The organism is Cupriavidus basilensis (assembly GCF_000876015.1).
In the GTDB taxonomy this organism is placed as follows: domain Bacteria; phylum Pseudomonadota; class Gammaproteobacteria; order Burkholderiales; family Burkholderiaceae; genus Cupriavidus; species Cupriavidus basilensis_B.
In genome coordinates this window covers 191555-204099 of the sequence record NZ_BBQM01000011.1, presented here as the reverse complement: position 1 = coordinate 204099, position 12545 = coordinate 191555, and the positions used below count along the sequence as shown (strand labels likewise).

The following is a 12545-nucleotide window of genomic DNA, read 5'->3' as shown; positions in this document are numbered from 1 at the left end:
AAAACGGCACCCGCGGGTGCCGTTTTCTTTTGCACGCCGCGCCGGAGGATCTAGATCGGGCAGCTACGGAAACCGACGAAGGCGAGATCGTCCTCGGGCAGCAGCGCCAGCCGCGCGCGCGCGTGATGCTGCCGCGCCGGGCTGGCGAACGAGGCGCCGCGCACCGCCTGGTGCGTGGCGAAGCTGGCGGCGAAATCCGCGTCGCCGGGGCCAGCCTCGAACCCGGCGTAGGGCTCATAGGGCGTGGCCGTCCACTCGCGCACCATGCCCCAGCGCAGCCCGCCGCGGTTCTGCACGGCGGCCAGTTCCCACTCCGACTCCTGCGGCAGGCGCCGGCCGGCCCAGGCACACCACGCCTGCGCCTCGAACAGGCTGACGTGGCGCACCGCCTCGTCCGGGTTGAGTGTGCGCAGGCTGCCGAAGCGCAGCGCCATCCAGGTCCGCGATTCCGGGTGGCGCGCCCAGTAGCGTGGCGCCGAGCGCTCCTGCGCCATCAGCCAGCGGCGGCCCGCCGGCGTCCACCACTGGGCGCGCTCGTAGCCGGCATCCTCGACGAACTCGAGAAACTGCGCGTTGCTGACCGGCGCGGCGTCCATCTCGAAGGCGGGCACGTAGGTGGACTGCGGCGGCAGTTCGTCTGGCAGCGCGAAGCCGTCCGGCTCGGCCCAGCCCTGCACGAAGCGCCCGCCGGGAAACTGCAGCGTGCCGCCGTGCGGCACCGACAGCGAAGGCAGCGCCACCGCGGGTTCCACCGGCGCCACGCCGAGCGCCTGCAGCAAGGCGGCGATGGCCTCGCCCTGGCGGTCTTCGTGGAACAGCGCGCGGCGCCAGGCGTAGAGCGTGGCGTCGCTGTCGTCGGGCAGCACCGCCAGGCGGCGCAGCGCGGCATCGAGCACGTCGGCGGCATAGCGCTTGACCACCGCCACGTCGGGCAGCGCGGCTTCCCAGCGCGCCTCGGGGCCGATGCGCTCGGGATCGAACCACGCATCGGCGCCGTCCAGCAGCGAGGGCGCGCCGGCCACCTGCAGCGGCAGCCCGCCGTGCTCGCGCACGCGCACGTCGCGCAGGCACCACCATTCGGCATGCCAGGCAACATGGCCCAGGGTCCACAACGGCGGATCGGCGAACGCCTCGCGCGGCACCTCCCAGCCCCGGCGGGTCTGGCCGAAGGCGGCGAGCCAGGCCAGCGTGCGGCTGCGCGCATCCACCAGCGCCTGCGCCAGGCCTTCGCGCGGCAGCCGGCGGGCGTCGGCCCAGGCCGTCTTGCCGCCGTTGAAATGCAGATCGGGAAGCATGGAAAAGCCGCTCATCGCAAACCCTGCCGGTGTGTGGGATCAGCCACGGTTGCACGACCTCCGCGCAGGCGGCGCGCGCCTGCCCGGCGCGCCGCTCCGCTGCCGGAGGGGGACGCGGGCATTATGACACCCGCGCGCCCGGTACCCGGCGCGGCTCAGGCGCGCGCGTGGAACACCGCGAACCAGCCGCGCGGGTCGGTCCACCAGACCGGATCGTGGAAGCCGGCGTCCCGCAGCAGCTCGGCGAAACCATGCGGGTGGTACTTGTAGGAATCCTCGGTGTGGATCGCCTCGCCCGCGCGGAACGCGCGGCTGCCTTCGGCCCAGCGCACCGTGACGTCGCGCTCGGCGCGCAGGTGCATCTGGATGCGCGAGCCCGCGCGGTCGAAGCTGGCGGCATGGCGCCAGTCCTCGAGCGCGAAGTCGCTGCCGACGATGCGGTTCAGGTTGCGCAGCACGTTGCGGTTGAACGCGGCGGTCACGCCCAGCGCGTCGTCGTAGGCGGCCACCAGCGCGGGCTCGTCCTTGAGCAGGTCCACGCCGATCAGCACGCCGTCGCCGCGGCCCGCGGCCGCGTGCAGCCGCTGCAGCAGGGCCCGCGCCTGGGCCGGCGCGAAGTTGCCGATGCTGGAGCCGGGGTAGAAGAACAGCCGGCGCCCGTGCCTGACCTCGGGCGGCAGGTCCAGCGGCGCGCACAGGTCGGCGCCCAGGCCCAGCATGGGAATCTGCGGATGCTGCTGCTGCAGGCAGAACAGGGTGCCGCGCAGGAACTCCACCGAGATGTCGAGCGCGACGTACTGCGAAGGCTGCAGACTGCCGAACAGCCGCGCCGCCTTCTGGCAGTTGCCGGCGCCGAGGTCGATCAGCACGCTGCCGCTGCCGGCGCGCGCCGCCATCGCCGGCGCGAAGGCGGCAAAGACCGCGGCTTCGGTGCGGGTCGGGTAATACTCGGGCAGGTCGGTGATGGCCTCGAACAGGCGCGAGCCGAGCACGTCGTAGAAGAACTTGGGGCTGATGCTGGCGGCCTCGGCCAGCAGGCCGCGCGTGATCTCGCCGCGCAGCGCGCCGTTGTCTTCGTGGTACTGCTGGATGAAGTCCAGGCGCGGCACCGGATTGGACAGGGCGATGCCGTGGGCGGCGGCCTGGCTGCCGTTGGGTCTCAAGGATGCGTTGGGGGTGCGCTTGGCCTGGGGGTGATCGTGTCGTGGATGCAGCGGGGTCGGGACAGCCGGCATAACGTTTCCTTATTGGTCTGTGGGCGATGCGTAAAACCCCCGGCCCGCACGTCACGGCATGCGCGGGACCGGCATGGAACGCGCCTCCGGTGACGTCTGGGGCGCATCGGCCGATGCCGGTCTTCTAGGATAGGACGCAAACCGCGGCCGGCGGCGTAAAAATGCCCGGGCCGCGGGCCGCCGCGCCCGCATGTGCGCCGGCGTGCATATTTATTTGCCGCACGGCCATCCGGGCTTCGTTTATAATCCGCGTCAGCGTATCGCCAAGGGGGCAACCCCACGGCGGCACGTCCCTCAAAGGGGAGTAGCTCCGGGGCCCAGCCCTTAGCACAATCGTCATTCCGAGACCTGTCCCCGACAGCCTCCGGTTGTGCTGACCGCCAACGCAAATCGATGCACAATGGCGGTCGAGCAAGACCTTTGCAACCTGGTTTCATGGTTTGCAAAGGCGCCCCCAAAGCTCCCGAACTTCATGTCTCCAGGCGAACCCTGCGCAAGCGCAACCTTTGCTTACGGCTATTCGTTTTTCGAGGAGAGTTCATGGAATGGTTCACCGATCTGTTCACGATGCAGTTCCTGACGGCGCTGCTGTCCATCGTCGTCATTGACCTGGTGCTCGCGGGCGACAACGCCATCGTGATCGCGCTGGCGGCGCGCAACCTGCCGTCCCACCTGCAGAAGAAGGCCATCATCTGGGGGACCGTCGGCGCGGTGGTGGTGCGCTCGGCGATGACCATCGGCGTGGTCTGGCTGCTCAAGATTCCCGGCCTGCTGCTGATCGGCGGCCTGGCCCTGGTGTGGATCGCCTACCGGCTGCTGTCCGACGACGGCGCCGGCGACGAACACGGCGCCGGCGCCACCACGCTGGTGGGCGCCATGAAGACCATCATCATCGCCGACGCGGTGATGGGCGTGGACAACGTGCTGGCCGTGGCCGGCGCCGCGCACGGCAGCTTCCTGCTGGTGGTGCTGGGCCTGCTGATCAGCATCCCGATCGTGGTGTGGGGCTCGAGCCTGGTGCTCAAGCTGATGAGCCGCTTCCCCGCGATCATCTACGCGGGCGCCGGCGTGCTGGCCTTCACCGCGGTCAAGATGATCGTCAGCGAACCGCTGGTCAAGGCCTTCTTCGACGCCAACGCGGTGGTCTACTACGGCCTGTTCGTGCTGATCATCGGCGGCGTGCTGGGCGCGGGCTACCTCAAGCAGAAGCGCCGCGCGCCCGAGACGGCGCACCAGTGACGGCGCGCGCGCGCCACCCCGGGTGACACCGGGCGGCGCCGGACGACACGGACGGGGAACGGGCCGCCACGAGGCGGCCCGTTTTTTTGCTTTGCGATAAAATGCCAACCCTCCGGCTGCCGCGCGCGTCCCGCCGCGCGGATGGCCGTTCCACGCGGAATGCCGCTGCCGCATCACTTTCCCCAACACCCGCGCCGATGAAACAGTACCTCGACTTCATGCGCCATGTGCAAGAGCATGGCACCGAAAAGGCCGACCGCACCGGCACCGGCACGCGCTCCGTGTTCGGCTACCAGATGCGCTTCGACCTGCGCGAAGGCTTTCCGGTGGTGACCACCAAGAAGCTGCACATCAAGTCGATCGTCCACGAGCTGCTGTGGTTCCTGCAGGGCTCGACCAACATCAAGTACCTGAAGGACAACGGCGTCAGCATCTGGGACGAGTGGGCCGACGAGAACGGCGAACTGGGCCCGGTCTACGGCTCGCAGTGGCGCGCGTGGCCCACGCCGGACGGCCGCCACGTCGACCAGATCAGCGACCTGATCGCGCAGATCCGCAGCAACCCCGATTCGCGCCGGCTGATCGTGTCGGCCTGGAACGTGGGCGAGATCCCGCAGATGAAGCTGCCGCCGTGCCACGCGTTCTTCCAGTTCTACGTGGCCGAGGGCCGCCTGTCGTGCCAGCTCTACCAGCGCAGCGCCGACATCTTCCTCGGCGTGCCGTTCAACATCGCCAGCTACGCGCTGCTGACGCACATGATCGCGCAGCAGACCGGGCTGGACGTGGGCGACTTCGTCTGGACCGGCGGCGACTGCCATATCTACAGCAACCACGCCGAGCAGGTGCGCACCCAGCTCGCGCGCGCGCCGATGGCGCTGCCGCGGCTGAAGATCCTGCGCAAGCCCGACAGCATCTTCGGCTACAAGTACGAGGACTTCGCGCTGGACGGCTACGAGTCGCACCCGGCCATCAAGGCGCCGGTGGCCGTATGACGCTACTGACGCTGATCGTGGCCAAGGCCCGCAACAACGTGATCGGCCGCGACAACGCGCTGCCGTGGCGCCTGCCCGAGGATCTCGCGCACTTCAAGCGCGCCACGATGGGCGCGCCCATCATCATGGGCCGCAAGACGTGGGAGTCGATCGGCAGGCCGCTGCCGGGCCGCCGCAACATCGTGGTGAGCCGCAACCGCGACCTGCGCATCGACGGCTGCGACGTGGCGGGCTCGCTCGAAGAAGCCCAGCGGCTGTGCGTAGGCGCCGCGCAGGTGTTCCTGATCGGCGGCGCGCAGTTGTACGCCGAGGCCCTGCCCAGCGCCGACCGGCTGGTGGTGACGGAGATCGACGCGGACGTCGAGGGCGACGCGCACTTCCCGCCGATCGACCCGCGCCGGTGGCTGGCCACCAGCCGCGAGACGCACCGCTCCGAGGCCAACGGCTTCGACTACGCGTTCGTGACCTACGAGCGCCCGCCGTCCGGCGAAGAATAGGAAACCAACAGGAAACCGGCAGCCGGAAACGAAAAAACCGCGCGGCGGCCCTGGCAACAGGCCGCCGCGCGGTCGTTTGAAGCACCCCGGCTCAGTTGCCGGCGATGGTCATCTGCTCGATCAGGATCGAGCCGGTTTCCTTGGTGCCGCGCACCAGCGCGTCGGCGCCGACGGCGACGATCTGCCTGAACATCTCGGCCATGCTGCCGGCGATCGTGATCTCCTCCACCGGGAACTGGATCACGCCGTTTTCCACCCAGTAGCCCGAGGCGCCGCGCGAGTAGTCGCCGGTGACGTAGTTCACGCCCTGCCCCATCAGCTCCGTGACCAGCAGGCCGGTGCCGAGCTTGCGCAGCATGCCGGCGAAATCGTCCGCGGGCGTGGTCAGCTTGCTCGACAGCGTCAGGTTGTGCGAGCCGCCGGCGTTGCCGGTGGTCTTCATGCCCAGCTTGCGCGCCGAATAGGTGGACAGGAAATAGCCTTCCACCACGCCGCCGCGCACCACGTCGCGCGCGTGGGTGCGCACGCCTTCCTCGTCGAACGGCGCGCTGCCCATCGCGCCGGGCAGGTGCGGCTGCTCGTGGATGTGGATGTGCGGGGCGAACACGGCCTTGCCGAGCGTGTCGTGGAGGAAGGTGGACTTGCGGTACAGCGCGCCGCCCGACACCGCCTGCACGAAGGCGCCGAGCAGGCCGGCGGCCAGCGGCGCCTCGAACAGCACCGGGCAGCGGCGCGTGGAGAGCTTGCGCGAGTTCAGGCGGGCCAGCGCGCGCTCGGCGGCGTAGCGGCCGATGTCCTCGGGCGCGGCCAGCGCGCCGGGCGCGCGCTTGGACGAGTACCAGTCGTCGCGCTGCATGCCGCTGCCGGTGCCGGCGATGGGCGCGCACGAGATGAAGTGGCGCGAGTACGGGTAGCCGCCCATGAAGCCGCGCGAGGTGGCCAGCACGAACTGCGAATGCTGCGCCGACACGCTGGCGCCGTCGCTGTTGCGGATGCGCGGCGAGACCGCGAACGCGGCCGCCTCGGCCCGGCACGCCAGTTCGATGGCCTGCGCCGCGTCGATGTCCCACGGGTGGAACAGGTCGAGGTCGCGCGGGTTGCGCTCGAGCAGCTCTTCCTCGGCCAGCCCGGCGCAATCGTCCTCGGCCGTGAAGCGGGCGATGTTGTAGGCGGCCTCGGCGGTGGCGCGCAGCGCCGCCGGCGAGAAATCCGAGGTGCTGGCATTGCCGCGCCGCTTGCCGATCATCACCGTGACGCCGACCACCTTGTCGCGGTTCTGCTCGATGGTCTCGACCGCGCCCTTGCGCACGGTGACCGACAATCCGCTGCCTTCGGAGATCTCGGTGGCCGCGTCGGTAGCCCCCAGCTCGCGTGCCACCCGCAGCACATCGGCGGCCATCGCGCTGAGCTGGGCCTGGGTATAGGTGAAATGGGCGGTCTGGTCTGCGGATTGATCCATTGTGGGCGCGGTCATCAAAAGTCCAAACAAGAATCATAGCAAGATAAAATGCTCCCCATGACGCGAAACTCCCGCACCTCCCCCCGGAATGCCTCCGGCTTCCCCGGCCAGTTCGCCCCCGAACCGGACGAAGACGACCTGCCCAAGAGCAAGTCGCAGAAAAAACGCGACATGCTCGCCCTGCAGGACCTCGGCGTTGAGCTCGAAGCGCTGCCCCGCGACCGCCTGGCGCGCGTGCCCATGCCCGAAGCGCTGGCCGACGCCATCCGCGACGCGCGCCGCATCACCAACCACGAAGGCAAGCGCCGCCAGATGCAGTTCGTCGGCAAGGTCATGCGCAAGCTCGACGACGCCGAGGTGGAAGCCATCCAGCGCGTGCTGGAGGCCTTCAAGGGCGCCAGCAAGGCCGAGACGGCCCGGCTGCACCTGGTCGAGCGCTGGCGCGAGCTGCTGCTGGCCGACGACGCCGCGCTGACGAAATTCCTCGCCGAGCACCCCGCCACCGACGTGCAGGCGCTGCGCAACATCATCCGCAATGCCCGCAAGGAACGCGAGATGAACAAGCCGCCGCGCTATTTCCGCGAGCTGTTCCAGGCCGTCAAGAATGTGCTGGACGGCACCCGCGCCGCCGCCGGCGAGGACGAGGCGGCCGACGCCGGCGCCCACGACGCCGCCGACGCCAACGACGACTGATGCCGCAACCGACCACCCCGGAGCCGACATGACCCAGCCCGCGACCACCCATCCCATTGCCCGCAAGCATCCGGACGAGCTGCTGGTCGGCCTGGTCTCGATCTCCGACCGCGCCTCGGCCGGCACCTACCAGGACGAAGGCATCCCGGCGCTGCGCGACTGGTTCGGGCGCGCCCTGACCTCGCCCTGGCAGACCGTCGAGCGGCTGATCCCGGACGAGCAGCCGCTGATCTCGCGCACGCTCATCGAGCTGGTCGACGTGGCCGGCTGCGACCTGGTGCTGACCACCGGCGGCACCGGCCCGTCGCGCCGCGACGTCACGCCGGAGGCCACGCTGGCGGTGGGCACCAAGGAAATGCCGGGCTTCGGCGAGCAGATGCGCCAGATCAGCCTGCATTTCGTGCCGACCGCGATCCTCTCGCGCCAGGTGGCGGTGATCCGCGAGACCGCCAGCCGCGCCGCGCTGATCGTCAACCTGCCGGGCCAGCCGCGCGCCATCCGCGAGACGCTCGAAGGCCTGCGCGGCGAGGACGGCAAGACCATCGTGCAGGGCATCTTTGCCGCGATCCCTTATTGCGTGGACCTGATCGGCGGGCCGTACATCGAGACCGATGCGGCGGTGGCGCCGTCATGGCGCCCCAAGAACGCCGTGCGCGCCAAACCCACGGCCTGATACACGCGGCCCGATGCGCGCGGCCTGAAGCGCGCGGTCTGAAGCGACACTACCCCGGCCTCAGCGCAGGCCGAGGTAAAGCCCCAGCGGCACGAACACCACCGCGCCGATATTGCCGAGCAGCACGATCGAGGCCACCTGGTCGGGCTCCTGGCGGAAATGGTCCGCCACCAGGAAATTGAGCACCGCCGGCGGCAGCGAGGCGAACACGAACAGCAGCCCGCGCTGCAGCTGGCTCAGCGGCACCACCTGCACCAGCAGCAGCGCGCAGGCGATGCCCGTGAGCGGGCACACCGCGGCGCCGATCACGCCCATGCTCCAGTTGCGCAGGCTCACGTCCTTCATGCGCACGCCCAGCGCGAACAGCATCAGCGGCACGGTGGCGTCGCCCAGCAGCTTGACCGACTCCAGCACCGGCTCTGGCAGCGCGAACCACGGCCGCGCCAGCGACAGCCCCACGCCGGCCACGGTGGCCAGCACCATCGGGTTGCGCGCGATCTGCGCGATCCGCGCGTGGCGGTTGACGATCTTCATGCCGATGGTGAAGTGCATCAGGTTGGACGCCGCGAACAGCGCCACCGCCGGCGCCAGCCCCACCGGCCCGAACGCGAACACCGACAGCGGCAGGCCCATGTTGCCGGAGTTGTTGAACATCATCGGCGGCACGAAGGTGCGCGGGTCCACCCGCATCGCGCGCGCGGCCAGCCACGCCAGCAGGCCCGAGCCCAGCACCACCGCCACCGCGCAGCCGAGCAGCGCGAGCTGGTCGGCCAGCACGAAGTCCTTGCTGACGAAGGCCGACACCACCAGCAGCGGCGCGATCACGTCGAGCGTGGCGCGGTTGATGCCCGCCATGTCGGGATGCGCGCGGCGCCCGTACAGCCAGCCCACCAGGATGATCAGGATGACGGGGGTGATGATCGAGACGATGCGCGCGAACATGGCTGGGCGATGAGTAGGCTGCGGGGGACCGCGGTAATGGAACGAGGCGCCCCGCGGGGCGCCTCGTGCGTGGCATGGAGCCGGCGTGTCAGGCGTGCCCGCGCGTCAGGCCGCGGGCGCCGCCGGGGCGGCGGGGGCTGCCGGCGTGTCGGCGGCGGCAGCGTCAGCGGCGGCCGGATGGCGGATGAAGTGCGTGCGGTAGTAGCGCAGCTCCTCCACCGACTCCAGGATGTCGGCCAGCGCCGTGTGCAGCTGGCGCTTGACGAAGCCCTTGTGGATGGCCGGCTCCCAGCGCTTGCACAATTCCTTGAGCGTCGACACGTCGAGGTTGCGATAGTGGAAGAACGCCTCCAGCTTGGGCATGTAGCGCGCCATGAAGCGGCGGTCCTGGCAGATCGAGTTGCCGCACATGGGCGACTTGCCGGCCGGCACCCAACGCTTGACGAAGGCCAGCAGCTCGGCCTCGGCCTGCGCTTCGGTCAGGGTCGAGGCCTTGACCTTGTCGATCAGGCCGGAGCGGCCGTGGGTGCCCTTGTTCCAGTTGTCCATGCCGTCGAGCACGGCGTCTTCCTGGTGGATCACCAGCACCGGGCCTTCGGCCAGGATGTTGAGCTCCGAGTCGGTCACGACGAGCGCGACCTCGATGATGCGGTCCTGGTCCGGCAGCAGGCCGGTCATCTCCATGTCGAGCCAGATCAGGTTGTTTTCGCTCTTGACGGATTTGGCGCCGGCGCCGGCGTGGGTGTTTTGGCTGGTCATCTGGACTGCTATCGAAGGAGGGGCGGGAAAGGGCGCGCCCGGCCCCGGACGAGGAACACGGGGCGGCAGGCACGAACAACTTATAATTCTCGCATATCCGCCGCCGCGGCCGCTCTGCGGCGCGGCGCGCAACGCTTCACACGACAAGGCCCCGCCCGATGTTCACGTATCTGTTCCTCGCCGCACTGATGCTGATGGTGCTGACCAAGCTCTGGCTGGCCGCGCGCCAGGTGCGCCATGTGGCGCGGCACCGCCACGCGGTGCCCGGCCGCTTCGCCGACACCATCACGCTGGACTCGCACCAGAAGGCGGCCGACTACACCATCGCGCGCACCCGGCTGTCGATGCTCGAGGTGCTGGCCGGCGCCGCGCTGCTGATCGTGCTGACCATGCTGGGCGGGCTGCAGTGGCTCAACCTGTTCTGGCTCGACGCCTTCGGGCCCGGCTACCGCTACGGCGTCGCGCTGATCGCCAGCGTGGCCGTGCTCGGCGGCCTGGTCGACCTGCCCTTCTCGCTCTACGGGCAGTTCGTCATCGAGCAGCGCTTCGGCTTCAACCGCATGACGTGGCGGTTGTACGTCGTGGACATGCTCAAGATGGCCGGCGTCGGCATCGCGCTGGGCCTGCCCCTGCTGCTCGCGGTGCTGTGGCTGATGGAGCATATGGGCCAGTTCTGGTGGGCATGGACGTGGCTCACCTGGATGGCCTTCACGATCTTCGTGCAGATGATCGCGCCGTCGGTCATCATGCCGCTGTTCAACCGCTTCGAGCCGCTGGCCAACGCCACGCTGGAAGCGCGCATCACGCGCCTGCTGCAGAAGTGCGGCTTCCGCAGCCGCGGCCTGTTCGTGATGGACGGCAGCAAGCGCAGCGCCCACGGCAACGCCTATTTCACCGGCTTCGGCGCGGCCAAGCGCATCGTCTTCTTCGACACGCTGATGGAGCGCCTCGCCGACGACGAGATCGAAGCGGTGCTGGCGCACGAGCTCGGCCACTTCAAGCGCCGCCACATCCTCAAGGGCATGCTGGTCAGCTTCGCGCTGAGCCTGGCCTTCCTCGCGTTGCTGGGCTGGCTGGCCGGGCGCACGTGGTTCTACACCGGCCTGGGCGTGCTGCCCAACCTCGGCGCCAGCAACCATGCGCTGGCGCTGGTGCTGTTCTTCCTGACCCTGCCGGTGTTCACCTTCCTGCTCGGGCCGCTGGCCAGCCAGACCTCGCGCCGCCACGAGTTCGAGGCGGACGCCTTCGCCGCCGGGCAGACCGATGCCGGCCGCCTGGTGTCGGCGCTGGTCAAGCTGTACAAGGACAATGCCTCGACCCTGACGCCCGATCCGCTCTACAGCGCCTTCTACTACTCGCATCCGCCCGCGGCACAGCGGATCGACCGCCTGCTGGCGCACGCATGAGCCGCGCCGGCAGGACGGGCCCGCAGCGCGCCGCGAGCGCCGGCAAAGGCAATGGCGCGGCCACGGCCGACGCGCTGGTGGTCGCCGCGCACGGCCGCCACTACGTGATCGAGTTCGACGACGGCAGCCGCCTGCACGCGTTTCCGCGCGGCAAGCGCAGCGAGTGCGCGGTGGGCGACCGCGTCGCGGTCGAGTACGCCTCGGCGGACCAGTGCGTGATCGCCGGCGTCAAGCCGCGCAAGAACCTGCTGCACCGCTCGGACCAGTTCAAGTCCAAGCTGCTGGCCGCCAACATCGACCAGGTGGTGATCGTGCTGGCGACCGAGCCCGGTTTCTCGGAAGACCTGCTCGGCCGCGCGCTGGTGTCGGCCGAGGCGATGGCGATCAAGCCGCTGATCGTGCTCAACAAGGTCGACCTGAGCGCGCGCCTGGACGAGGCACGCGCGCGCCTGGCGCCCTACCAGGCGCTCGGCTACGAGGTCCTGTTCCTGTCCGTGCACGGCGCCCCGGACGACGCGCTGGCGCAGTTGCGCCCGCGCCTGGCGCAGCGCGCCAGCATCCTGATCGGCCAGTCGGGCATGGGCAAGTCGTCGCTGCTGAACCTGCTGATCCCGGGCGTGGAAGCGCAGACGCGCGAGATCTCGGCCAAGCTCGATTCGGGCAAGCACACCACCACCTTCACGCGGCTGTACCACCTGCCGGCCAACCTCGGCGAGGGTGAGCACGCCGGCGAGCGCGAAAGCGGCTGCCTGATCGACTCGCCGGGCTTCCAGGAATTCGGCCTGCACCACCTCAGCGAAGGCATGCTCGAGCGCGCCTTCCCCGAGTTCCGCGCGCGCCTGACCGAATGCCGCTTCTACAACTGCCATCACGTCAACGAGCCGGGCTGCGGCGTGCTGGCGGCCATCGAGGCCGGCGAGATCTCCGAGCGCCGCCACCAGCTCTACACGCAGTTGCTGCACGAATCCCGCCAGCAAAAACCGTGGTAAGCCGTGGTAACGTAGCCGGGTGCCCGCGCGGGCACGCCCGGCTGCCATGAAACTACTGCTCTCGACCCCTTCGCTCGTGCACGCGGCGCATTGCCGGAACCTGCTGGAAGCCGCCGGCATCCGCGCCGACCTGCGCAACACCTGGCTGGCCGGCGCGATGGGCGACATCCCGTTTCGCGAAAGCGCGCCGCAGGTCTGGCTGGTCGACGACGAGATGGAAACCCAGGCGTGGGCGGTATTGCGCGCGGCCGACAACCCCGCGCCGGGGCCGCGCTGGCGCTGCGCGTCCTGCGGGGAATGGCACGAGGCGCAGTTCGGCTCGTGCTGGCAATGCGGCGCGGCGCGCCAGCCCTGAGCAACTCGGGC

General features: G+C 69.8%; 13 protein-coding genes. 8 read left to right on the top strand and 5 right to left on the bottom strand.

The window, feature by feature from the left end:
• Positions 1-50: 50 nt before the first annotated feature.
• Entirely contained in the window at positions 51-1310 is a 1260-nt protein-coding gene (locus tag KF708C_RS07220) for an SUMF1/EgtB/PvdO family nonheme iron enzyme (protein ID WP_059411318.1), read from the bottom strand.
• A 140-nt stretch (positions 1311-1450) separates the two neighbouring features.
• Positions 1451-2530, bottom strand: a complete 1080-nt coding sequence (gene egtD, locus KF708C_RS07215) for an L-histidine N(alpha)-methyltransferase (protein ID WP_059411317.1) — start codon at positions 2528-2530, stop codon at positions 1451-1453.
• Between the two features lie 540 nt (positions 2531-3070).
• Here egtD and KF708C_RS07210 point away from each other — a divergent pair.
• The 3 genes from KF708C_RS07210 to KF708C_RS07200 all read left to right on the top strand — a co-directional run bounded on the left by KF708C_RS07210 (position 3071) and on the right by KF708C_RS07200 (position 5258).
• The gene (locus tag KF708C_RS07210; RefSeq protein ID WP_059411316.1) at positions 3071-3769 is read left to right on the top strand and encodes a TerC family protein; all 699 of its coding nucleotides are present in this window, start codon (positions 3071-3073) and stop codon (positions 3767-3769) included.
• Positions 3770-3966: 197 nt separating this feature from the next.
• Complete coding sequence (locus tag KF708C_RS07205) at positions 3967-4761, top strand: thymidylate synthase (protein WP_059411315.1); 795 nt, start codon at positions 3967-3969, stop codon at positions 4759-4761.
• Positions 4758-5258, top strand: coding sequence for a dihydrofolate reductase (locus KF708C_RS07200; protein ID WP_059411314.1), 501 nt, complete (start codon positions 4758-4760; stop codon positions 5256-5258). The genes KF708C_RS07205 and KF708C_RS07200 overlap by 4 nt, the downstream gene beginning before the upstream one ends.
• A 91-nt stretch (positions 5259-5349) precedes the next feature.
• Here KF708C_RS07200 and pmbA read toward each other — a convergent pair whose 3' ends face one another.
• Positions 5350-6717, bottom strand: a complete 1368-nt coding sequence (pmbA, locus tag KF708C_RS07195; RefSeq protein WP_020200838.1) for a metalloprotease PmbA — start codon at positions 6715-6717, stop codon at positions 5350-5352.
• A gap of 57 nt (positions 6718-6774) precedes the next feature.
• Here pmbA and yjgA point away from each other — a divergent pair, with 57 nt between their 5' ends.
• Both yjgA and mog read left to right on the top strand, forming a co-directional pair.
• On the top strand, positions 6775-7410 hold the full coding sequence (gene yjgA / locus KF708C_RS07190; RefSeq protein WP_020200839.1) for a ribosome biogenesis factor YjgA: 636 nt from the start codon (positions 6775-6777) through the stop codon (positions 7408-7410).
• Between the two features lie 28 nt (positions 7411-7438).
• Complete coding sequence (mog, locus tag KF708C_RS07185) at positions 7439-8083, top strand: molybdopterin adenylyltransferase (protein ID WP_059411312.1); 645 nt, start codon at positions 7439-7441, stop codon at positions 8081-8083.
• A gap of 60 nt (positions 8084-8143) precedes the next feature.
• Here mog and KF708C_RS07180 read toward each other — a convergent pair whose 3' ends face one another.
• Together KF708C_RS07180 and orn are read right to left on the bottom strand one after the other, a co-directional pair.
• Positions 8144-9025: an AEC family transporter gene (locus KF708C_RS07180; protein ID WP_020200841.1), complete on the bottom strand. Its 882-nt coding sequence runs from the start codon at positions 9023-9025 to the stop codon at positions 8144-8146.
• A 105-nt stretch (positions 9026-9130) separates the two neighbouring features.
• Positions 9131-9784, bottom strand: coding sequence for an oligoribonuclease (gene orn, locus KF708C_RS07175; RefSeq protein ID WP_059411311.1), 654 nt, complete (start codon positions 9782-9784; stop codon positions 9131-9133).
• Positions 9785-9942: 158 nt separating this feature from the next.
• Between orn and KF708C_RS07170 the strand changes: the two genes are divergently transcribed.
• The 3 genes from KF708C_RS07170 to KF708C_RS07160 are packed head-to-tail and all read left to right on the top strand — an operon-like array spanning position 9943 to position 12534.
• A complete protein-coding gene (locus KF708C_RS07170) occupies positions 9943-11190 on the top strand; it encodes a M48 family metallopeptidase (RefSeq protein ID WP_059411310.1) in 1248 nt (415 codons plus the stop codon).
• Complete coding sequence (rsgA, locus tag KF708C_RS07165; protein WP_020200844.1) at positions 11187-12179, top strand: ribosome small subunit-dependent GTPase A; 993 nt, start codon at positions 11187-11189, stop codon at positions 12177-12179. Before KF708C_RS07170 ends, rsgA begins: the two co-directional genes overlap by 4 nt.
• Before the next feature lie 46 nt (positions 12180-12225).
• Positions 12226-12534, top strand: a complete 309-nt coding sequence (locus tag KF708C_RS07160) for a putative signal transducing protein (RefSeq protein WP_059411309.1) — start codon at positions 12226-12228, stop codon at positions 12532-12534.
• The last annotated feature ends 11 nt before the right edge of the window (positions 12535-12545 follow it).